20 protein-coding genes and 1 pseudogene are annotated in these 21,434 nt (G+C 55.9%); 11 read left to right on the forward strand and 10 right to left on the reverse strand.

Annotation, left to right across the window (positions count from 1 at the left end):
* The first annotated feature begins 56 nt into the window (after window positions 1-56).
* The gene (locus DR88_RS08820) at window positions 57-953 is read left to right on the forward strand and encodes an EamA family transporter (protein ID WP_004185514.1); all 897 of its coding nucleotides are present in this window, start codon (window positions 57-59) and stop codon (window positions 951-953) included.
* 95 nt (window positions 954-1,048) lie between these two features.
* On the opposite strand, the gene DR88_RS08815 is transcribed toward DR88_RS08820, so the two are convergent.
* Window positions 1,049-1,258, reverse strand: coding sequence for a YdgH/BhsA/McbA family protein (locus tag DR88_RS08815; protein WP_002916131.1), 210 nt, complete (start codon window positions 1,256-1,258; stop codon window positions 1,049-1,051).
* Window positions 1,259-1,962: 704 nt separating this feature from the next.
* Between DR88_RS08815 and mrkA the strand changes: the two genes are divergently transcribed.
* The 5 genes from mrkA (at window position 1,963) to mrkF (ending at window position 7,501) form a co-directional block, all read left to right on the forward strand.
* Entirely contained in the window at window positions 1,963-2,571 is a 609-nt protein-coding gene (mrkA, locus tag DR88_RS08810; RefSeq protein WP_002916128.1) for a type 3 fimbria major subunit MrkA, read from the forward strand.
* Window positions 2,572-2,666: 95 nt separating this feature from the next.
* The gene (gene mrkB, locus DR88_RS08805; protein WP_020723553.1) at window positions 2,667-3,368 is read left to right on the forward strand and encodes a type 3 fimbria chaperone MrkB; all 702 of its coding nucleotides are present in this window, start codon (window positions 2,667-2,669) and stop codon (window positions 3,366-3,368) included.
* Between the two features lie 11 nt (window positions 3,369-3,379).
* Complete coding sequence (gene mrkC, locus DR88_RS08800) at window positions 3,380-5,866, forward strand: type 3 fimbria usher protein MrkC (protein ID WP_000813718.1); 2,487 nt, start codon at window positions 3,380-3,382, stop codon at window positions 5,864-5,866.
* A complete protein-coding gene (gene mrkD, locus DR88_RS08795; RefSeq protein ID WP_004149659.1) occupies window positions 5,857-6,852 on the forward strand; it encodes a type 3 fimbria adhesin subunit MrkD in 996 nt (331 codons plus the stop codon). Before mrkC ends, mrkD begins: the two co-directional genes overlap by 10 nt.
* Before the next feature lie 13 nt (window positions 6,853-6,865).
* Complete coding sequence (mrkF, locus tag DR88_RS08790; protein WP_002916122.1) at window positions 6,866-7,501, forward strand: type 3 fimbria minor subunit MrkF; 636 nt, start codon at window positions 6,866-6,868, stop codon at window positions 7,499-7,501.
* A 34-nt stretch (window positions 7,502-7,535) separates the two neighbouring features.
* Here mrkF and mrkJ read toward each other — a convergent pair whose 3' ends face one another.
* From mrkJ to DR88_RS08765, 6 genes and pseudogenes are all read right to left on the reverse strand, one after another.
* Window positions 7,536-8,252, reverse strand: a complete 717-nt coding sequence (gene mrkJ, locus DR88_RS08785) for a cyclic-di-GMP phosphodiesterase MrkJ (protein ID WP_004149658.1) — start codon at window positions 8,250-8,252, stop codon at window positions 7,536-7,538.
* Between the two features lie 143 nt (window positions 8,253-8,395).
* Window positions 8,396-8,980, reverse strand: coding sequence for a transcriptional regulator MrkI (gene mrkI, locus DR88_RS08780; protein ID WP_004149657.1), 585 nt, complete (start codon window positions 8,978-8,980; stop codon window positions 8,396-8,398).
* A gap of 5 nt (window positions 8,981-8,985) precedes the next feature.
* A pseudogene (mrkH, locus tag DR88_RS30960) lies at window positions 8,986-9,690 on the reverse strand (transcriptional activator MrkH).
* Window positions 9,691-10,072: 382 nt separating this feature from the next.
* Complete coding sequence (locus DR88_RS08775) at window positions 10,073-10,951, reverse strand: aldo/keto reductase family oxidoreductase (protein ID WP_025861618.1); 879 nt, start codon at window positions 10,949-10,951, stop codon at window positions 10,073-10,075.
* A 118-nt stretch (window positions 10,952-11,069) separates the two neighbouring features.
* Window positions 11,070-12,299 (reverse strand): amino acid permease, encoded by a 1,230-nt coding sequence (locus tag DR88_RS08770; RefSeq protein ID WP_002916058.1) that lies wholly within the window; start codon window positions 12,297-12,299, stop codon window positions 11,070-11,072.
* A gap of 123 nt (window positions 12,300-12,422) precedes the next feature.
* Window positions 12,423-12,884: a multidrug/biocide efflux PACE transporter gene (locus DR88_RS08765; protein WP_002916056.1), complete on the reverse strand. Its 462-nt coding sequence runs from the start codon at window positions 12,882-12,884 to the stop codon at window positions 12,423-12,425.
* 102 nt (window positions 12,885-12,986) lie between these two features.
* On the opposite strand from DR88_RS08765, the gene DR88_RS08760 reads away from it, so the two are divergent.
* The 3 genes from DR88_RS08760 to ompK26 all read left to right on the forward strand — a co-directional run bounded on the left by DR88_RS08760 (window position 12,987) and on the right by ompK26 (window position 16,096).
* The gene (locus DR88_RS08760; protein WP_004185510.1) at window positions 12,987-13,856 is read left to right on the forward strand and encodes a LysR family transcriptional regulator; all 870 of its coding nucleotides are present in this window, start codon (window positions 12,987-12,989) and stop codon (window positions 13,854-13,856) included.
* Window positions 13,857-13,974: 118 nt separating this feature from the next.
* Window positions 13,975-15,153: an acetyl-CoA C-acetyltransferase gene (locus DR88_RS08755; protein ID WP_002916052.1), complete on the forward strand. Its 1,179-nt coding sequence runs from the start codon at window positions 13,975-13,977 to the stop codon at window positions 15,151-15,153.
* A 247-nt stretch (window positions 15,154-15,400) separates the two neighbouring features.
* Complete coding sequence (gene ompK26 / locus DR88_RS08750) at window positions 15,401-16,096, forward strand: KdgM family porin OmpK26 (protein ID WP_004143995.1); 696 nt, start codon at window positions 15,401-15,403, stop codon at window positions 16,094-16,096.
* 135 nt (window positions 16,097-16,231) lie between these two features.
* Here ompK26 and DR88_RS08745 read toward each other — a convergent pair whose 3' ends face one another.
* Together DR88_RS08745 and DR88_RS31640 are read right to left on the reverse strand one after the other, a co-directional pair.
* The gene (locus tag DR88_RS08745; protein ID WP_002916048.1) at window positions 16,232-17,407 is read right to left on the reverse strand and encodes an oligogalacturonate lyase family protein; all 1,176 of its coding nucleotides are present in this window, start codon (window positions 17,405-17,407) and stop codon (window positions 16,232-16,234) included.
* A gap of 143 nt (window positions 17,408-17,550) precedes the next feature.
* Window positions 17,551-17,682: a hypothetical protein gene (locus DR88_RS31640; protein WP_004149649.1), complete on the reverse strand. Its 132-nt coding sequence runs from the start codon at window positions 17,680-17,682 to the stop codon at window positions 17,551-17,553.
* Window positions 17,683-17,892: 210 nt separating this feature from the next.
* Here DR88_RS31640 and kduD point away from each other — a divergent pair, with 210 nt between their 5' ends.
* The gene (gene kduD / locus DR88_RS08740; protein WP_002916003.1) at window positions 17,893-18,654 is read left to right on the forward strand and encodes a 2-dehydro-3-deoxy-D-gluconate 5-dehydrogenase KduD; all 762 of its coding nucleotides are present in this window, start codon (window positions 17,893-17,895) and stop codon (window positions 18,652-18,654) included.
* 295 nt (window positions 18,655-18,949) lie between these two features.
* Window positions 18,950-20,371 (forward strand): arabinose-proton symporter AraE, encoded by a 1,422-nt coding sequence (gene araE / locus DR88_RS08735; protein WP_004149648.1) that lies wholly within the window; start codon window positions 18,950-18,952, stop codon window positions 20,369-20,371.
* On the opposite strand, the gene DR88_RS08730 is transcribed toward araE, so the two are convergent.
* Entirely contained in the window at window positions 20,368-21,363 is a 996-nt protein-coding gene (locus DR88_RS08730; RefSeq protein WP_004149647.1) for a LacI family DNA-binding transcriptional regulator, read from the reverse strand. The two genes, araE and DR88_RS08730, sit on opposite strands and share 4 nt — an antisense overlap.
* Between the last annotated feature and the right edge of the window lie 71 nt (window positions 21,364-21,434).

A 21,434-nucleotide genomic window follows, 5' to 3' on the forward strand; every position in this document is an offset into this window, starting at 1 on the left:
GATACTTGACGGTACATACTTCACTCACTAATTTACCTTGAAGTGAAGATAAAATCATGGCTTTTCTCTCACGTAATCTGATTCTCGACCTGCTGCTCACCGCGCTGGCGCCCGCTATCTGGGGGACGACCTACATCGTCACCTCCCAGTTTCTGCCCCCTGACCGCCCATTTATTGCTGCGCTGCTGAGGGTGCTGCCGGCAGGTATCGCCCTGCTGATCTGGAGCCGTCGTTTTCCGCAACGCGGCGAATGGGCAAAGCTGATCGTTACCGGCATCTTAAATATCGGCGCGTTTCAGGCGCTGTTGTTTATCGCCGCCTATCGCTTACCCGGCGGGCTTGCGGCAGTGATCGGCGCGATCCAGCCGCTGCTGGTGATGCTCCTCGCCTGGTGCGTCGACCGGCAGCGCTCGCCCTGGCTGGCGGTGTTCTCCGCCATCGCCGGCATACTCGGTATGGCCATGCTGCTGCTGTCGCCGCACACCGTCCTCGACCCGCTGGGCATCGGCGCGGCGTTTCTCGGGGCGATCAGTATGGCGCTGGGCACCTGGCTCTCCCGGCGCTGGGCGCTCTCCCTGCCGATCGTCGCGCTGACCGGCTGGCAGCTGACGATCGGTGGGGTGGTGCTGGCCCCGGTGGCGCTGATCGTTGACCCTCCTTTGCATCAGGTAACAGTGCTGCAGGCGGCCGGCTATCTGTGGCTGTGCTTGGCGGGCGCCATGCTGGCCTATGGCCTGTGGTTTCGGGGGATTGGCCGCCTCTCACCGGTGGCCGTGTCGGCGATGAGTCTGCTGAGCCCGGTGACCGCCGTGGTACTGGGATGGATATTCCTCGGACAAAAGATCCAGGGGATGGCGCTGATGGGATTGATCGTGGTGCTGGCGAGCGTGATGTCTATCCAGCGCGCGCTGGCGCGTCAGGCGGCGGGAGCAAAAACGAAAAAAGCCCCGTAACGGGGCTAGACATTGCTGCGTGCGGGGTGGGCGGCGGGAGCCAGACCAGCCACCCGCAGGCGGCCTGTCCGGCAGCTCCCTCTGCAACCATTCGCTTATTTAGACAGCTCGGCGGTCATATGGACCTGGTTGCCGGTGTACGCTTCGGTAATGTGATAGGAAGCGCCTTGTTCTTTCGCAATGGTTGCGATTTTCGCTTCTGCGCTGTCCAGGGTGTCTGCTGTCACGCTCACCGGATGAGCGAAGCTAGCGAAAGAGACCAGGGAGAGCATACCGGCAGCGGCGAGTAATTTTACGTTTTTCATGGTGTTTGTCCTTTTAACTTTTATGGTGGAAAGCATGTTTGCTTTCGATGGACTTATAATAAGCCTGCTAACTATAACGCGCGTGGCAAAAAGTGCGATTTAGATCACATTTTTATGGCGGTTTGATGGCGTAAACATGATCGTTTATCTATTTTTTAGTTTAAAAACAATGGATTAATGATTTGTTTCTGAAAGGGGGATCACATGGGCTGCCCTTGTTCAGGGAGAGGAATGCGCCTCATTCATGCTTTCATCATTCGTTGTGTGAATGGTTTGGTGCTGTTTTCACCACCGCAAAGGCAGATTCAGACTTATCGCGATGGCCTTCCGAGGGCTTTTTCTGCATGCTGTTGCGGTCACTTTCTCTCGCTCTGGCGTTAGGCTTGCTGCGCTGTAAACAACCACCCTCGCGTTTTCATCTATCAATGACTGTTTATTAATAGTCGATGGTTATCTGTTATATAACTTAATGAAACGTGAACAAATGTATATTTGTCGGCGAATAAATAGCATTCTTTGACGCCGATAGCACCAGCGAACTTATATTTTTAGGTTCGTTACCTGACGCCTTAAATATTGCGGCTCCCGGTCAGTCGAAGATTCTATTAGCAGTGGCATAAATCAGCATCGCCTGATGTTTCTGGTTCTATGCGAATTCACAGTGTGCTCATTGATTCGTAATTCACTCTGACAAGGAAATGGCAATGAAAAAGGTTCTTCTCTCTGCAGCAATGGCAACCGCGTTTTTTGGCATGACTGCTGCCCATGCAGCTGATACCACTGTTGGCGGCGGCCAGGTTAATTTCTTCGGTAAAGTTACCGATGTATCCTGTACTGTTTCCGTTAACGGCCAGGGCAGCGATGCGAACGTTTACCTGTCTCCGGTAACCCTGACTGAAGTTAAAGCGGCAGCAGCGGATACTTACCTGAAACCGAAATCTTTCACCATTGACGTCTCTAACTGCCAGGCTGCTGATGGCACTAAACAGGATGACGTAAGCAAACTGGGCGTGAACTGGACCGGCGGTAACCTGCTGGCTGGCGCAACCAGCAAACAACAGGGCTACCTGGCGAACACCGAAGCTTCCGGTGCTCAGAACATCCAGCTGGTGCTGTCTACTGACAACGCTACCGCGCTGACCAACAAAATCATCCCGGGTGACAGCACTCAGCCGAAAGCGAAAGGCGACGCTTCCGCTGTAGCTGATGGCGCGCGTTTCACCTACTACGTAGGCTACGCCACCAGCGCGCCGACCACGGTAACCACCGGTGTGGTTAACAGCTACGCGACTTACGAAATTACTTACCAGTAATTCCGTCAGAAAATAAAACTGCCCCGCGATGGGGCAGTTAATAACAATAATAAAGCGGCAATGTCCGCCGCTTGTATTTTTATTCTGAGGTCAGCATGAAGCGTATTGCCCTTTTTTTCTGTTTCATTTTTAGTTTTGCGGCCCATGCCAACAATATTATTGTTAACGGTACCCGCTTTATTTATCCAGGAAATGAAAAAGAAATAACGGTACAGCTTTCAAATAACGCCGACCGTCCGGCGCTGGCGCAGGCCTGGCTGGATAACGGCGATGCCGATGCCACACCGGATACCATTACCACCCCGTTTATTATCACCCCGCCGATTTCGCGCGTTGACGCCAAGAGCGGCCAGACGCTGCGTATTAAGCTCGGCAGCAGCGCCGGTCTGGCGAAAGATAAAGAGACGCTGTGGTGGCTGAATCTGCTGGAAATTCCGCCGGTGGTGGCCAATCAGAAAAATGAAGGCCAGAACGTGCTGCAGCTGGCGATCCGTTCGCGCTTTAAATTTATTTATCGTCCTGCCGGACTGGGCAACCGCGATGCGGCGGCCGAGAAGCTGACCCTGACCGCCAGCGGCAGTAGTCTCGGCATCAACAACCCGACGCCGTTCTACATTACCGTCAGCCGTATTTCCCGCGACGGCGGTAAAGCCCTGAACAGTAAAACCGTGATGCTGGCGCCGCAGTCCAGCCAGACGGTGGCGCTCTCCTCCGCCGTCAACCGCGGCGAAACCCTGACCGTTAACAACATTAATGACTATGGCGCCGATGTCGCAGTGAAAGTGGCCGTTAAATAAGGGAAAAGCTAATGAAGCAGAGGTCATTCTGCCCGGGAAGATTAAGCACCGCGATCGCCATCGCGCTGTGCTGCTTTCCGCCATTTTCCAGCGGACAGGAAAACCCGGGAACGGTATATCAGTTTAACGACGGCTTTATTGTCGGCAGTCGCGAAAAGGTCGATCTGTCGCGCTTTTCGACCAGCGCGATTACCGAAGGCACTTACTCCCTTGACGTCTACACCAACGACGAGTGGAAAGGGCGCTACGATTTACGCATCGCGCGCGATAAAGATGGTCGGCTGGGCGTCTGCTACACCAAAGCGATGCTGGCCCAATATGGCATCGCGGCGGAAAAGCTCAATCCGCAGCTGAGCGAGCAGGAGGGCTACTGCGGTAGCCTCAAATCCTGGCGCAACGAAGAAAACGTCAAAGACAACCTGGTCCAGTCCTCCCTGCGGTTGAACATTTCGGTACCGCAGATCTATGAAGATCAACGCCTGAAAAACTATGTCAGCCCGGAGTTCTGGGACAAAGGTATTACCGCGCTCAATCTTGGCTGGATGGCGAACGCCTGGAACAGCCATACCTCTTCGGTAGGCGGGTCGGATAACAGCAGCGCCTATCTGGGCGTCAACGCCGGTCTGTCGTGGGACGGCTGGCTGCTGAAGCACATCGGCAACCTGAACTGGCAGCAGCAGCAGGGTAAAGCGCACTGGAACAGCAACCAGACCTATCTCCAGCGCCCTATCCCACAGCTCAACTCCATCGTCAGCGGCGGGCAGATTTTCACCAATGGTGAATTTTTCGACACCATCGGTCTGCGCGGGGTTAATCTTTCCACCGATGACAATATGTTCCCGGACGGCATGCGCTCGTATGCTCCGGAAATTCGCGGCGTGGCGCAGAGCAACGCCCTCGTCACCGTGCGTCAGGGCAGCAATATTATCTATCAGACCACCGTTCCGCCCGGACCGTTTACCCTGCAGGATGTCTATCCTTCCGGCTATGGCAGCGATCTTGAGGTCTCGGTGAAAGAAGCGGATGGCTCGGTAGAAGTGTTTAGCGTGCCTTACGCTTCCGTCGCCCAGCTGCTGCGTCCGGGAATGACCCGCTACGCGCTCTCCGCCGGTAAAGTGGACGACAGCGCGCTGCGCAACAAGCCGATGCTCTATCAGGCGACCTGGCAGCACGGGATCAACAACCTGTTGACCGGCTACACCGGGGTCACCGGTTTTGACGACTATCAGGCCTTCCTGGTAGGGACCGGGATGAACACCGGCATCGGCGCGCTCTCTTTTGACGTCACCCATTCGCGGTTGAAGAGCGATGCCCATGATGACTCGGGTCAGAGCTATCGCGCGACCTTTAACCGCATGTTTACCGATACCCAGACCAGCATCGTGTTGGCGGCGTATCGCTACTCGACGAAAGGTTATTACAACCTCAACGACGCGCTGTACGCCGTCGATCAGGAAAAAAATAGTCGCAGCAACTACACCCTGTGGCGGCAAAAAAACGGCATGACCTTCACGGTGAACCAGAACCTGCCGGACGGCTGGGGCGGGTTTTATCTCAGCGGCCGTATCTCCGATTACTGGAACCGCTCCGGGACCGAGAAGCAGTATCAGGTCAGCTACAACAATTCATTTGGTCGTCTCTCCTGGTCGGCGAGCGCGCAGCGCGTCTATACGCCAGACAGCTCCGGTCATCGTCGCGACGATCGTATTTCACTCAACTTCAGCTACCCGCTGTGGTTTGGCGATAACCGCACCGCCAACCTGACGTCGAACACCTCGTTCAATAACTCGCGCTTTGCCAGCTCGCAGATTGGTATCAACGGTTCGCTGGACAGTGAAAACAACCTTAACTACGGCGTGTCGACCACCACCGCCACCGGCGGTCAGCATGATGTGGCGCTCAACGGCAGCTACCGTACGCCATGGACCACCCTCAACGGCAGCTACAGCCAGGGCGAAGGCTATCGTCAGAGCGGCATTGGCGCCAGCGGGACGATGATCGCCCACAGCGGCGGCGTGGTGCTCTCACCGGAAAGCGGCTCGACGATGGCCCTGATTGAAGCCAAAGACGCGGCCGGGGCGATGCTTCCGGGATCGCCGGGCACCCGTGTGGACAGCAATGGTTACGCCATCCTGCCGTATCTGCGCCCGTACCGGATTAACGCCGTGGAAATCGACCCGAAAGGCAGCCATGACGACGTGGCCTTCGATCGCACCGTGGCGCAGGTTGTGCCGTGGGAAGGCAGCGTGGTTAAGGTCGCGTTCGGCACTAAGGTGCAGAACAACCTCACCCTGCAGGCGCGCCAGGCGAACCACGAGCCGTTGCCGTTTGCGGCAAGTATTTTCTCCCCCGACGGCAAGGAGATCGGCGTTGTCGGCCAGGGCAGCATGATGTTTATCAGCGATGCGAACGCCAAACGCGCGATTGTGAAGTGGAGCGGCGGGCAGTGTTCGGTGGATCTGGGACAGCAAACAACAAAGGATAGCGTATGTCGCTGAGGAAATTACTAACGCTTTTTATCGTCTTAATGGCGCTGGGAACCACCTCGTCCTGGGCCTCCTGTACGCGTCTCTCATCGCCAACGGTGATGCTGGACATGGTGGTGGGCAGGGTGGTGGTGCCCCCGGATCTGCCGGTGGGCTCGGTGATCCTTACCCGCGACTGGACGATGAGCGCTCCCGGCGGGGCAAGCTATCGCTGTACTTCCGGCACCAACCGCTTTGCGGCGAAGATCGTGTCGCCAGGGGCCACGGACCTTGGAAATAAAATCTACTCCACCAACGTGCCGGGAATCGGCATGCGTTTCAGCCGCGGCGGCGCAACGGTAAATATCGTCTATCCCGACGTCTTTTCGTCCCGGGTATATAACACCACCAACTATTCCCTCGAAGGGTCGCGCTTTACGCTGGAGATTATCAAAACCGCGGCAACCACCGGCAGCGGCACCCTGGCGGCGGGTAAGTACACCTCCTACGACTGGGAGAGCGGCGGTAACCCGATCCTCGAAACCTATCTGAGCGCCAACGCCATCACTGTGGTCTCGCCCTCCTGTTCAGTGCTGAGCGGGAAAAATATGAATGTCGATGTGGGTTCCATCCGGCGCACCGACCTGAAAGGGGTCGGCACCACCGCCGGCGGGAAGGATTTTAATATCGACCTGCAGTGCAGCGGCGGCCTGAGTGAAACGGGATATGCCAACATTAGCACCTCGTTCTCCGGTACCCTGGCCACCAGCACTACCGCCACCATGGGCGCCTTGCTGAATGAAAAAGCCGGCAGCGGGATGGCGAAAGGCATTGGCATCCAGGTGCTGAAGGATGGCTCCCCGCTGCAGTTTAATAAGAAATACACCGTCGGCCGCTTGAATAATCAGGAGACCCGCTACATCACCATACCGCTGCACGCGCGTTTTTATCAGTATGGCCCGACGACCAGCACCGGCGAGGTGGAGTCGCATATGATCTTTAACCTGACGTACGATTAATACGGGAGGGGGAATGAAGGGATTGCCGAAAAACACTATCGCGTGGCTGCTATTTTGCGGCAGCCTCGCCGCCCCCTCGGCGTGGGGTTTTGAGACCAATTACGATCGCGGGCGGGTCGATTTTGCCGGGCGGGTGACGGATATTTCCTGTAGCGTCGCGCTAAACGGCGGCCAGCATGCCGGCAGCGGTAATGTCTGGCTGGCTCCGGTCAGCCTGGCGGAAGTCCACGATCGCGGGGCCGGGGCGTTTATGAAACCGCAGCCGTTTACCCTGGCACTGTCAAACTGCCAGCTGCGCCATGATGGTGGGGCAGCCTCGCAGGATGAGGTGCGTCGGGTCAGCGTGCGCTGGGTCGATGGTTTTTTACTGACGGCGGTCGGTAACGAAAACGCCGGGTATCTGGCCAATACCTTGCCGGATGGAGCGCAGAATATTTATCTGGCGCTATCGACTAACGATAATAATACGCTGGATAAGAGTAATAAAATTGTCCCGGCAGACCCGCAGCAAAATCAGGTGCGTTTGCAGGAAAGCGCGGTCAGCGGCGGCCTGTTCACCTATTACGTTGGCTATGTTTCGCCAACGCCGAAAAGCGCCACCAGCGGGCCGATTACCAGCTGGGCAACGTGGGAATTAGTTTATAATTAAGTGACGTTAAAAAGCCGGGAATTCCCGGCTTTTTTTACATGGCAATATCATCGGCGACCAGTTGTTCAATACTGACTTCCCGCCAGTAATGTCCCTGGATGGCAAACCACTCCATTCCCTGCAGCCATTCTTTATGGGCTTCGCTTTCGACACCTTCAATAATCACATTATGATGGTTGCGCGATAAAAAGGTCACCAGCGCATCCATCAGCTGGCGGCCGGACTCTTTGCGCATCAGGTGCCAGAAAAAATCCTTATCAATTTTCACATAGTCAAAGTGATAACCGCGAATAGCGTTAATTCCCGCGTAGCCGGAGCCGAAGTCGTCGAGCCACAGTGAGGTATCCTGTGGGCTCTGCCAGGCGGCAAGAGAATTATGCAGCAGATTCTCGGCGTTTTCGGTTACCTCGAAATGGACGCAGGTCAGGGCGGCGATTTTGGCTTTTATATCCTTCTGGCGCAACAGGTTCAGGATATGGTCATCAACGTTAATTGTTGCGGAAATATGGTTACGTAAAAACCAGGCTTTATGCTTTTCAATCAGTGCCAGTTGTTCGAGAAAAATACGTTCACGAACGGCGGCGGTAGCATGGCGGAAAAAATCTTCGGGGGAAATAGAAAGATTATCAAAGCGGCTTAAGCATTCCACCGCGACCAGAGTACCTTGTGGGGAAAACATTTTCTGAAAGACGTAGCGTACAGCGATATCATTACGAGATAAAATGTTGTCTTCGAATATTTTAGTGTTCATTATCCCTCTTCACGAGGTTAGTCAGACAATAGGCAGAGGATACATTAATTATAGGCTACCTGATGATTAATGGGAATGGCGGGAAATGTAAATCAACAGCGAATAAGTACGCTTTATCCGCTACTGATTTACCGGGAGAACATTTAGCATTGATGGAGAGCGGCAATACGCTGATTCATAGTGCGGGAATTATCAATACCCAGTTTTTGCATGATATGGATGCGGTGGCTATGAACCGTTTTATGAGCAATGCCGAGCAGGGCGGCAATACGCTTATTATTATTGTTGGCAATGAGCAGTTCGAGGATCTGACACTCCCGTGGTGAAAGCTGTTTGCGCAATCCTCGCGGCGGCAGTTCGCTGACGCCTTTGGCGCGCTGGACGATAGATGAAAAAAGAGTTAGCGGAGATTTCTCACTAATAATCATAGCGTTGTCAAAGTTTATCAACTCTCTGCACAGCCCGACAATGTCGCTTTTCACCATTAGCACCGGCTGCTGGCAGCGCAGCAGGGAAAGGCGGAGCGCATTCAGCAGATCGACGATTCTGATGGCAGAAATATCCTTATTAATTAAATTGAAAATAATCGTCTGGGCCAGTGGCAGATGTTTCTCATGGATGACATCGGCATAACTCAGACGGGTGGCATTTTCATGGCTATCAATAAGGTAGTGATAGATTGAGTGACCAATGAGATTGTCATTGGTGTACAGCAATATACTGTCCAAGGTTGTCAGATTCTCTTTTTGCGCTTGGCTTCTAAGATCAGGTCCAGCAGTATCTTCTCTATTCTGCGCTGGTCATCGAGATGGCGGAACTTAAACTGGCAGGATATCTGATAGTAGCTCTCACTCTCTTCATTAGCGTTATCCAGGGTGATAACAATGACATTTTTGACCACCAGGTCGATGGTGATCTCGCCATATTCTGCAAGCATAAGTACGGCGTTTTTCAGTAAGGCGTTGTGGCTGAGAAATTTAAGATTCGGCGTTTTGGTCATCAATGCGCAACCGCCATCTGAAATGTCTTTGATATCGAAAAGATAGTTTTCGCCGTTTTTATGGCGGCCGCGGCAATAAAAGTCATGCTCATGGCGTAAACGAAAGCGGGGATCGCGGCGACGCTGCACTACCTACAGGCATTCAGGCAATGAAAAAGCGTAGCGGATACCTTTATCGACACCGCTATTGTCATGTTTTGTCAGGGCCGCATTAAACTCTATTTTCCCTGAATCGCTATGCAGGAGAAAGCGAATTTTATGCCCGGACGGGATTTTGCGATGGGTCTGAATATGAAACTCGGCAAAGTCCACGCGCGTCAGTTGGGTTATGATACTGGTGTTGTTAAAAAATATTTCAATTTCAGTACGTTTGCGCAACTCCTCTCTGAAAATAGCAATAATTTCATACTTACTGGTCTTTATCGTTCCCTCTGTCATATGCATCCCTTGTAAATAGTTGTCGTGAGGCGTTTGATTTTTCTTATAGCAATAGCAACATTCTGATTGGGTTAATCAGATGTTTTTATGAGCGTTTGATGTTATTGACTATCTTTGCAGCCAGATTGATATGTATAAACTTGGAATTTGATATTGTATTTCCTGTAATCAAGAGTTTCGAATTTTGGTCATGACAAAAACGACAACGGCCTCCAAGCTGGAGACCGGTCGAAGGATAAAAACTTAAGTTTAATTAACGGGGATAATGAGAGAACGATCGTCGATCACGCCCCATTTGTAGGATCTATAGTGCCAGTAGCGGTGAGGTTTTTCCAGGCAAATATTGAGGAGGGATAGGGTTCCCTCCATTTTGTCTGGCAGGTCAGCGGCGCGCGGCGGTGGCGATATTATCGAGGGTGCGCAGCGCTTCCGCGGGCAGGACCAGCTCGGCAGCGGCAATATTTTCCGCGAGGTGCGTGCGGGAGGAGGTGCCGGGGATCAGCAGAATATTTGGCGCTCGCTGGAGCAGCCAGGCGAGGGCGACCTGCATCGGCGTCGCCTCAAGCGAAGCCGCGACCTCGTTCAGCTCCTGCGCCTGCAACGGCGTAAAACCGCCCAGCGGGAAAAAGGGCACCCAGGCGATGTGCTGGGCGGCCAGCGCATCCACCAGCGCGTCGTCGGCGTGATGGGCAACGTTATAAAGGTTTTGCACGCAGACGATGGGCGTCATTTTCTGCGCATCCGCGACCTGCTTTGCCGTCACGTTGCTGAGGCCGATATGGCGGATTAATCCTCGCTCTTTCAGTTCCAGCAGGGTGGCGAGTGGCGCCTCCAGCGAACCCTCCACCGGGCCGTACGGGCTCAGCATACTGCGCAGATTAACCACTTCCAGTACCTCAAGCCCCAGGTGACGCAAATTGTCTTCAACGGCCTGGGTCAGTTCGGCGGGCGACATGGCCGGTAGCCAGTTGCCTTTCTCGTCACGGCGGGCGCTGACCTTGGTGACAATGCACAGATCGTCAGGGTAGGGGTGGAGCGCTTTGCGGATCAACTGATTGGTGACATGTGGACCGTAGAAATCAGAGGTATCGATATGGTTTATCCCGGCCTCGACGGCGGCCTGTAGTACGCGCACCGCTTCTTCAGGATCTTTGGGCGGGCCGAAAACACCGGGGCCGGCCAGCTGCATCGCGCCGTAACCTAAGCGATAGACCTGGCGATCGCCGAGCGTGCCGCGACCGGATAAGATGACACTGGACATAAGAACTCTCCTCACGGTGGCTAAGCCGTAAGTGTAATCCGCTCATAAGGAAGGCAAGGGGGAGAATATTGTCAGAATGTGCGACAGCAGCTCAGGCAGCCGCTGTCGCCAGAGGGGATTAGCCGAAGAACATCACCGACACGCAGAGCAGACCAACCACCAGCGTAATGGCGTTACCCACCGAGCGGTACGGCTTCAGCGCCGGAATGAGCCATGTCGACAGCGTGGGCATAATAAACAGGATCATGGCGATAAGCGGTCCGCTGATAGCGTAGATCATTGAGATCGCATTCGGGTTGATAAAGCACACCGCAAAAGTGAAGGCGGAGACCAGCAGGATCGACATCGCGCGGTTGAAAGCGCGGCTCTTACGCACGCCCAGCAGGCCCAGCGAGCTTTTGACGATTTCGCTGGCGCCCTCAATCACTCCGAAGTAGGTTCCGAGAAACGACTTCGACATAGCGACGACGGCGACGATGATGCCGGTCACCGCCAGCCATCCCGGCGCGCCTGGCACCATCGACAGGGCGGAGAGGATAGTCACCCCCTGATCGCGGGCGGTCTCTATATAGGTTGCCGGGATCGCCAGCAGACAACTGAAGACAAAAAACAGCACGCTGGCGCAGATGATGGTGTAGGCCACCTTCATGATTTTTTTGCATTTACCCATGGCCAGGTCGCCGTGTTTCTCCTGCTGATCGATAGCAAAAGTCGAGATGATCGGCGTATGGCTAAAAGCGAAAACCATCACGGGAATAGAGATCCAGACCTGGTGGAGCGTCTGCGGGCTGAACTGCATCTGGCTGGTGAGATGCTCCGGATGCCAGTCGCGGATTAAATAGAGGGAGAGAAACAGGAAACAGGCGATAAGCGGGAAGACCAGAAAGCCCATCACCTTGATGGTGACCTGCCGTCCCATGAGAAAGATCAGGTTGAGGACCAGCACGACCCCCAGACTCAGCAGCGCACGCAGCCCTGGGGTCATCGGCGTGCGATGCGCCACCTGTTCGGCCAGCGAGTTGGTGATGGCCACGGCGTAGATGAGCACCACCACAAAGAAGGCAAGGAAATAGAGGCCGGTGATCAGGTTGCCAATTTTCTTACCATAGTAGTGATTAACTGCGCCGGTGATCCCGGTTCCCGGCGCGATATTGGCCGAGAGAATAAACTGGCTCAGCGCTTTGTGGGGCCAGTAAGTGAGCGGCCAGGCGACCAGCGCGGTGATGAACAGCACAATGGCGCCAGCCGAACCCAGCTGGATCGGTAGAAATAGCGTCCCAGCGCCTACTGCAGTGCCATATAAGGCAAAACTCCATAGAGTTTCTTCTTTAGACCAAATTTTAGACATTATGCGACTTTATCAACCGTCAAACCAAAAAAAAGGAGTGCAATTTACCATATTTATGGTTCGTCTGTTGCGATAGTTTTTGGTGATAAAGTCGCGGCGGATCGTCGAAGATCCGCGCCGGGATTAACCGCGCGCCGTCTGGCGCGGGCGGCGGTGACGAATAACGCGCTCGCGCAGGGTGTCCCATACCCAGTTAAAGGCCATGGTGTAGGGCAGGAAGAAAAGCATAAAACCGATCTCCAGCATAAACGCCTGCAGCAGCGAGACGCCCAGCACGATCGCCACCATGGTGACGCCAATGATGACGAATCCGGTTTCGAAACCGAGCGCGTGCAGGGCGCGTACTTTCAGCTGGCGGGGGAAGCGGGAGACCGGCCACAGGCGATCGAACGCCGCGTTATAGATAATGTTCCATACCATCGCCAGGGTGGCGAGCAGAATGCTCAGTCCGCCCATCTCCACTACCGAGCGCTGCATCAGCCAGGCGGCGGTAGGGGCGAGGATCAGCGTCGCCAGTCCTTCGAAGGTGATGGCGTGGATAACGCGTTCGGTGAGCGTCTTGCGCTGATGTGGGGTCTGTTGCATGGCGAGCTACCTCCAGTTTTAGCCTGAACAGGAAATTACCCGGCAGTTTATGGAAAAATATGATAAACAAAAGATAGGACCCATCGATATTGTAGATACATCATGCGTTATTCACCGGAAGCCTTAACCGCCTTTGTCGAGGCGGTCGACAGCGGATCGTTCTCCGCCGCCGCCCGCCGCCTGCGGAAAAGTCAGTCGACGATCAGTACCGCCATCGCCAATCTGGAGGCCGATCTCGGCGTAACCCTCTTTGACAGGGCAACGCGGCAACCGACGCTGACCCCGCAGGGGGAGCAGGTGCTGAGCTATGTCAAAGCGATTCTCGCCGCCAGCGAGCGGCTGGACGAACTGGCTGTGTCGCTGTCCGGCGAGACGGAGCCGCGGCTGACCTTCGTGCTCTCCGATACTCTGCACCCGGACGTGCTGGAAGATCTGCTGGTGCAGTTTGACCGCCGCTTTCCTCATACCGAGTTTGAGTGTTTGATTGGCGAAGACGAGGATGTGATCGATCTCCTGCAAAAATCCCGCGCCCAGGTGGGGCTGATTGAGGCGAGGGAGCGCTACCCCACCGATATCGGCAGCACCCGCCTGCCGCTGCAGACGGCGATGGGCATTTATGTAGCCCCTGGCCATCCGTTGGCGGCGCAGGGTAAGGTCGCCTGGGATGAGCTGCGCAGCTGGCGCGAGCTGCGTTTGAGCACCTTTCTGGCCAGCGCCACCGAACCTGCCGCAGGCCAGGTCTGGTCGGCGCCAAACTACCTGCTGCTGCTCAGCATGGCGGCGCAGGGGTTCGGCTGGTGCATTCTGCCCAGCGCGCTGGTGGCGGAGTTTGCGCCGCAGGGCGGGCTGGTGGCGCTCGATATCCCCGGCTGGCCGCGGGCGATTTCAGTCGATCTGCTGTGGAATAAGAAAGCGCCGCCGGGAGCGGCCGGCAGCTGGCTGCGTCAGCATCTGCAGCGGCGTGAACGTTAACGAATAGCTATTTCTTTGTGATTGGCTTCACTTTTTTTAAACAATTACAAAGTTTTTTGATAACAATTATCTAGTATATCGCTGTTTCTTTGCGCAAATGCATGGGCAGGGGTAGAGGATGAAGGATGTCGTGATCGTCGGCGCGCTGCGAACGCCGATTGGCTGCTTTCAGGGCGCATTATCGCGCCATTCAGCCGTCGAGCTGGGGAGCGTGGTGGTGAAGGCGCTGGTGGAGAAAACGGGAATCGATCCGCACAGCGTGGATGAGGTGATCCTCGGCCAGGTGCTGACCGCGGGGACCGGACAAAATCCGGCGCGTCAGTCCGCTATTCGCGGTGGGCTGCCTAACACCGTATCGGCTATCACCATTAACGATGTCTGCGGTTCCGGCCTGAAGGCTCTGCACCTCGCTACCCAGGCGATCCAGTGCGGGGAAGCGGACGTGGTGATCGCTGGCGGCCAGGAGAATATGAGCCGCGCTCCGCATGTGCTTACCGACAGCCGCACCGGCGCCCAGCTGGGCAACAGCCAGCTGATTGACAGTCTGGTGCATGATGGGCTGTGGGATGCTTTCAACGATTATCATATGGGCGTCACGGCGGAAAACCTGGCCCGGGAATTTGGCATCAGTCGCGAGCTGCAGGACGCCTGGGCGCTCAGCTCACAGCATAAGGCGCGCAAGGCGATTGATTCCGGTCGCTTTCGCGATGAGATCGTCCCGGTTGTCACCGAGCATAACGGCGCGGCGCGCACCGTGGATACCGATGAACAACCGCGGGTGGATGCCAGCGCGGAAGGGCTGGCCAGCCTGCAGCCCACCTTCGATCGCCTTGGATCGGTAACCGCCGGCAACGCCTCAAGCATCAATGACGGCGCGGCGGCGGTAATGATGATGAGCGAGGCTAAAGCGCTGGAGCTGGGGCTGCCGATCCTTGCGCGGATCCGCGCCTTCGCCAGCGTCGGCGTCGATCCGGCGCTGATGGGCATTGCCCCGGTGCATGCCACCCGTCGCTGTCTGGAGCGGGCCGGCTGGCGGCTGGACGACGTCGATCTGATCGAAGCCAATGAGGCCTTTGCCGCTCAGGCGATCTCGGTTGGCCGGGTACTGGAGTGGGATGAGCGCCGGGTCAACGTCAACGGCGGCGCGATCGCCCTCGGCCACCCCATCGGCGCCTCCGGCTGCCGGATTCTGGTGTCGCTGGTGCATGAAATGATCAAGCGCGATGCCCGCAAAGGTCTGGCGACGCTGTGCATTGGCGGCGGTCAGGGCGTGGCGCTGGCGGTAGAACGCGCATAGCGCTATACCTCGATTTCCATGGCCTCCTGCGGGAGGCCTTTTTTATGCGCCGTGCTTTGCCGAACCCTTATTTTTCCCTCCCTCTTTCACTCTCCCCGGCGAAATTATTGAGCTTCGTCACGTCTTGTTGTGCCACCTTTTTTGAAACAAATAACTACGATCCTGGTCACTAAAACTATGGTGCCTAAAAAATAAAATGATGTTTCATAAAAACGAAATGTCATTTTATTTATTGTAAGGGTACCCTATGTTAAAACGCTCTCTGGTTCTCGCCGCCCTCTGCGGTATGTCTTTTGCAGCAACCGCGGTAACGATAGATTTACGTCATGAATTTATTGATGGCGGAAAGAGTGATAAAAGTAATGCTGACCGCGTCTCCGTTTCTCACCGCTTTGCCAACGGCTTAGGCTTTACCGTCGAGGCCAAATGGCGCTCAGGCGGCGACAACGGTTCGCAACCCTATTCGGACGTGGTGGGCAATGGTCATGAAGACACCATCAGCTGGCGCTGGAAAGCGACGTCGAACTTGTTCCTCACCCCCGGGTTTACCATTGAGAGCAACGACAGCCGCTCCATCTACAAGCCGCACCTGCACGCGCAGTACAGTTTCGACAACGGCTTCTATGTCGCTGCTCGCTATCGCTATGAATACACCCGCTATCCGAACAACGCCGGCAAAGATGATGACAAAGTTAACCGCGGCGACGCGTGGGCCGGATTTGTCCTCGGCGACTGGCGTACAGAGCTGAACTATGTCTATGCCCGCAGCTCGGAAGGGGTCAGCCGCAACGACAATAAACCCTACTCGCAGGAATATAACGTGAAGGTGGCCTATAAGCTGGATAATAACTGGTCGCCGTATGGCGAAATTGGCAACGTCGGGGTCAATGACCGCAGCGATCGCCAGACCCGCTTCCGCGTTGGGGTGGCCTACTCGTTCTGACCGACCATTCATCCCTCATCGTTTGTTTTCCCCGGCGCCGTCAGCCGGGGTTTTTTTATGGGGGAAAGAGAAGGGACAAAAAAAGCCCTCCATGAAGGAGGGCAAGGCCAGTTACAGAAAAAAGTGTGGCGTGGATCAGGCGCTCAGCATTGACGGGTGCGCGGGTAATTTCGCGATATAGATGGCCGGTTTACCGTCTTTATCGGAGCTGAACAGAATGGCGCTATCGTCCGGGGTAAATGAGGGGTGCGGGTGCGTTACCTGGCGGCTGTTGGCCACCGTCGCCCACGAGGTATCATGGCGCGCGACGCGGAAGTAGCGCTTTTCCGCCACGTTAAAGACATACAGCCAGGGATCGTTATCAATGGAGTAGCCGCCGGTATCCTTGACATCCACCGGTGTACCTGAGCCATCGCCTACCAGCAGCGTGCCATCGAAATTGCTCATCAGATGCGAGCAGGCCGGCATCGTCATCAGGGCCTCGTTGACGCCGCTTTCGGGATCAAAGCGATAGATCGTCCGCCCCTGCTGGCCTTTCAGATAGGAGACGTAGATCAGCGCCGAACCGTCCGGCACCCAAAATTCATGAGTACAGCTTTCGCCTGGAGCATGCGCTTTGACTTTGCGAACATGGCTGCCATCCTCGTTGACCAGCCACATGCGGGCGTCCACCAGATCGTGCGGCCCTTCATGGCAGAAGGCGACGGTATGGTCGTCGAAGGGACGATAGATCGGGTGTCCCAGCCAGATTTTTTCCTCATGGATCACCTGGCTCTCACCGCTGCGCAGGTCGACGCGCAGCAGGCGGCAGTGCGGTCCTTTATGGAAGAAATCATGGAAAATCTGCCAGTCGTTGAGTGGCGTCCAGTCGCTTTTGGCAATCTCAATGCCCACCAGTTTGCTGCAATCGCTGTTTGCCACCCAGGTGCCATACCCTACCCAGTCATCGCTAACGCGATAAACTTCGCGCTCGGCGAGGGTGGTCAGGTTGACTTCCAGCAGGATACGGTCATTTTTCACGTAATAAAGCGACTTATCGTCCGGGGAGAGGAAGCCGCCGAAGGTGTTATCCCCGGCGCCTTCGGTTAGCTGGACGGCCTCGGCGCTGGCGATATTCAGCAGATAGTAGTTCCAGTGGCCGTCAAACTCGCCGGCGAACAGTAAATGGCTGCCATCGTTAAAAAAGCACTTCTGATAGAAGTAGTTGCGATGACAGGTGACCTCCGGGGGGGTTAAGCGGGTGACTTCCGCCCCGGTATCCGGATCGTGGCTGACGTGATAATTCAGTTTGACCCGCATGCCTTTAGCCATGTAGTGCTCCTTTCTTTCCTGCGATGCCGCTGGACCAGAGGCGTGTCGCTGAGTGATATGTTTTAAAAGACAGGTGTTAATTTATCAAAACATTGTTTCATTATTTGTGATGGCTCACGCAGTTCAGCGTAATTCCCGCGTTTTCAGCGGGCTGCTGGCTTCGCTTCGGCACCTCTGCGGACAATCGGTAGAATCTTCATCTTTTCAAAACCTTTTCCGGCCTGGCGCGTGCCGGGAGGCTCCTTCGCTTTTTCTTTTTTTGTAATCGTCATCATAAAAAATGAAACATCGTTTTAAATAATATTGAAAATGGCTGGGGGCGGGGCTAAGATGGCACCCATCAGCAAAACGGAACTCTGTTTTATTTTCATTATGGTGGGCTATGCCCGAGAGTTCGCCCCACGCTCAGTCGAGCCGCCGGCGCGGACCGGGCCGAGAGAACCTTGCCTGCAAACAGCAGGCTCTGAACGACTAAGGAACATAATATGATTCTTGATGCATTCTCCCTGCAGGGAAAAGTGGCCGTCGTGAGCGGATGCGATACCGGTTTAGGTCAGGGGATGGCCCTCGGGCTGGCGGAAGCGGGCTGCGATATTGTCGGTATCAATATCGTCGAACCGGTGGAGACTATCGAGCGGGTAACCGCGCTGGGACGCCGTTTTCTCAGCCTGACCGCCGACCTGCGCCAGATCGACGGTATTCCTCAGCTTCTGGAGCGGGCGGTGGCGGAGTTCGGCCATATTGATATTCTGGTCAACAATGCCGGCCTGATTCGCCGCGAGGACGCGCTGGCGTTCAGCGAAAAAGACTGGGACGACGTGATGAACCTCAACATCAAGAGCGTATTTTTTATGTCCCAGGCGGCGGCGAAACACTTTATCGCCCAGGGCAGCGGCGGGAAGATCATTAACATCGCCTCCATGCTGTCGTTCCAGGGGGGGATCCGCGTGCCGTCGTATACCGCATCCAAAAGCGCGGTGATGGGCGTCACCCGCCTGCTGGCCAACGAGTGGGCCAAACACAACATCAACGTCAACGCCATCGCCCCGGGGTATATGGCGACCAACAACACCCAGCAGCTGCGCGCCGACGAGCAGCGTAGCAGCGAAATCCTCGATCGCATTCCCGCCGGGCGCTGGGGGCTACCGGCCGATCTGATGGGGCCAGTCGTGTTCCTTGCCTCCTCAGCCTCCGATTACATCAATGGCTACACGGTGGCGGTGGACGGCGGCTGGCTGGCGCGCTAACCGTCCGCGATGGCCGGGGTCTGTCGTATCGCTCCGGCCATCTGAGCAATTATTGTCCATACGCAAAAGTGCGGATCGTCCATACTCCGGAACACGGGTATAATGTTACCGCTCTGTATAAACAGGGTTATTAACTATTGGAAACGCATTTTTTGTTACTTTGAAAGTTTAATGTCCATCACAAAACCCATCCTGCCAGCAATATAGTCCATATCTTTGGCTTATCCTGCCTGACCCATTCATCCACCAGTCACGTACTTTCGTCTTATGTCTTACTCTGTGTGGCAGGAAAAAAATGACTTCAATCAGTAACGACTCTACATTATCGCCGCGGACGCAACGTGATACCCGGCGGATGAACTGGTTTGTTTCCATCGCCGCGGCGGTGGCTGGCTTGCTCTTTGGCCTGGATATCGGCGTGATATCCGGAGCGTTGCCCTTTATAACCGACCATTTCACCTTATCCAGCCAGCTTCAGGAGTGGGTGGTTAGCAGCATGATGTTGGGGGCGGCGATAGGCGCGCTGTTTAACGGCTGGCTGTCTTTCCGCCTTGGCCGTAAATACAGCCTGATGGCGGGGGCCGTACTCTTTGTGGCCGGCTCTATCGGATCCGCTTTTGCCGCCAGCGTGGAGGTGCTGCTGGTGGCCCGCGTGGTGCTGGGCGTGGCAGTCGGGATTGCCTCTTATACCGCGCCGCTGTACCTCTCCGAGATGGCCAGCGAGAACGTGCGCGGGAAAATGATCAGTATGTATCAGCTGATGGTCACCCTTGGCATTGTGCTGGCGTTTCTTTCCGATACCGCCTTTAGCTACAGCGGTAACTGGCGCGCCATGCTGGGCGTGCTGGCGCTGCCGGCGGTGATCCTGATCATTCTGGTCGTCTTTTTGCCGAACAGCCCGCGCTGGCTGGCGGAGAAGGGACGCCATATCGAAGCGGAAGAAGTGCTGCGGATGCTGCGCGATACCTCGGAAAAGGCGCGCGACGAGCTTAACGAGATCCGTGAGAGCCTCAAGCTGAAGCAGGGCGGTTGGGCGTTGTTTAAGATCAATCGTAACGTGCGCCGGGCGGTGTTCCTGGGCATGCTGCTGCAGGCGATGCAGCAATTCACCGGCATGAACATCATCATGTACTATGCGCCGCGTATCTTTAAAATGGCGGGCTTTACCACTACTGAACAGCAGATGATCGCCACCCTGGTGGTGGGCCTGACCTTTATGTTTGCCACCTTTATTGCGGTGTTCACAGTGGATAAAGCGGGCCGCAAGCCAGCGCTGAAAATCGGCTTTAGCGTGATGGCGCTGGGCACTCTGGTGCTGGGCTACTGCCTGATGCAGTTCGACAATGGCACCGCATCCAGCGGCCTCTCCTGGCTCTCCGTCGGCATGACCATGATGTGTATTGCCGGGTATGCGATGAGCGCGGCGCCGGTGGTGTGGATCCTCTGCTCCGAGATCCAGCCGCTAAAATGCCGCGACTTCGGTATCACCTGCTCGACCACCACCAACTGGGTGTCGAACATGATCATCGGCGCCACTTTCCTGACGCTGCTTGACGCGATTGGCGCCGCCGGCACCTTCTGGCTCTACACGGCGCTCAACGTGGCCTTTATCGGCATCACCTTCTGGCTGATCCCGGAAACCAAGAATGTCACCCTCGAGCACATTGAGCGCAACCTGATGGCGGGCGAGAAGCTGCGTAACATCGGTAATCGTTAATGTGAGGCGCGCGGCAACCACGGGCTGGCGACTTTGCGCGTCTCCCGATGGTTGTCGCCGTGAATGATATGCAGGGCGCTCAGGCGCCCGATGTCATAATGCGGCAGTTGCACTGTGGAGAGCGGCGGTAGAAACAGATCGCCAATGCCCACCATGTTGTCGTATCCCACTACCGCCACGTCCTGTGGAATGCGTAACCCCTGGCCCAGCAGCGTCTGATAGACCATAAACGCGATGCGATCGTTGCCGCAGATCACTGAGTCAAAGCCAGGTTTACCCTCGCGGATATGCGCCAGCACCACCGCCGGGATATCGTGGTAATGCTCATCGCCCTGGCCCATATACGAATGGCTCAGATGGTCCGGTTCGATACCGGCCTCCCGGCAGGCGCGCTCCAGCCCCCGGCGGCGGCGGATCGTCGCCGGCTGGCTGGCGGGTAAGTGCAGGCACAGCGGACGACGATAGCCAGCGGCAAGCAGGGCTTTCACCGCGTCGTACTGCCCCTGTTCATCGTCCGGGATATAGCTGGCCACCGGCTGGCTGAGGCTTTCGCAGTTGGCCAGCACGCAGGGCAGAGTCAGCAGTTTTTCCGGCAGTGGTACCTGGCGCAGGCCCATGGTGGTAAAGATAATGCCGTCCGGACGATGGGAGAGGAGCAGGTCGACCACCGCTTCCGGACGATCGTCAGAAAACATATTGACCACAAAGCTGTTCCAGCCGTGGGCGCGGGCCGTCTCTTCGATCGATAAGGTGATTTCCACCGAAAAGGGCGTGGTGACGGTATCCAGCGCCAGCACGCCGATGGTGCTGGGGGTGGCGCGCGCCCCGCGGATCTTCTTCGCCGACAGGTCGGGGACGTAGTTGGTCTCGGCGATGGCGGCCTGCACGCGGGCCAGCGTCTCAGGCTTCAGCCGCTCCGGGGTGTTCAGCGCCCGTGAGACGGTCATCAGAGATACATTCGCCAGTTTTGCTACATCTTTCAGGGACGCCATTTTTTCCTCCGCCGTTGCCGCAGAGTACAGGCTATACAACTAAGTCGCTGATGTAAAAGAGTGAAACGATT

The sequence above is a fragment of the Klebsiella pneumoniae genome (assembly GCF_000742135.1).
Lineage (GTDB): Bacteria > Pseudomonadota > Gammaproteobacteria > Enterobacterales > Enterobacteriaceae > Klebsiella > Klebsiella pneumoniae.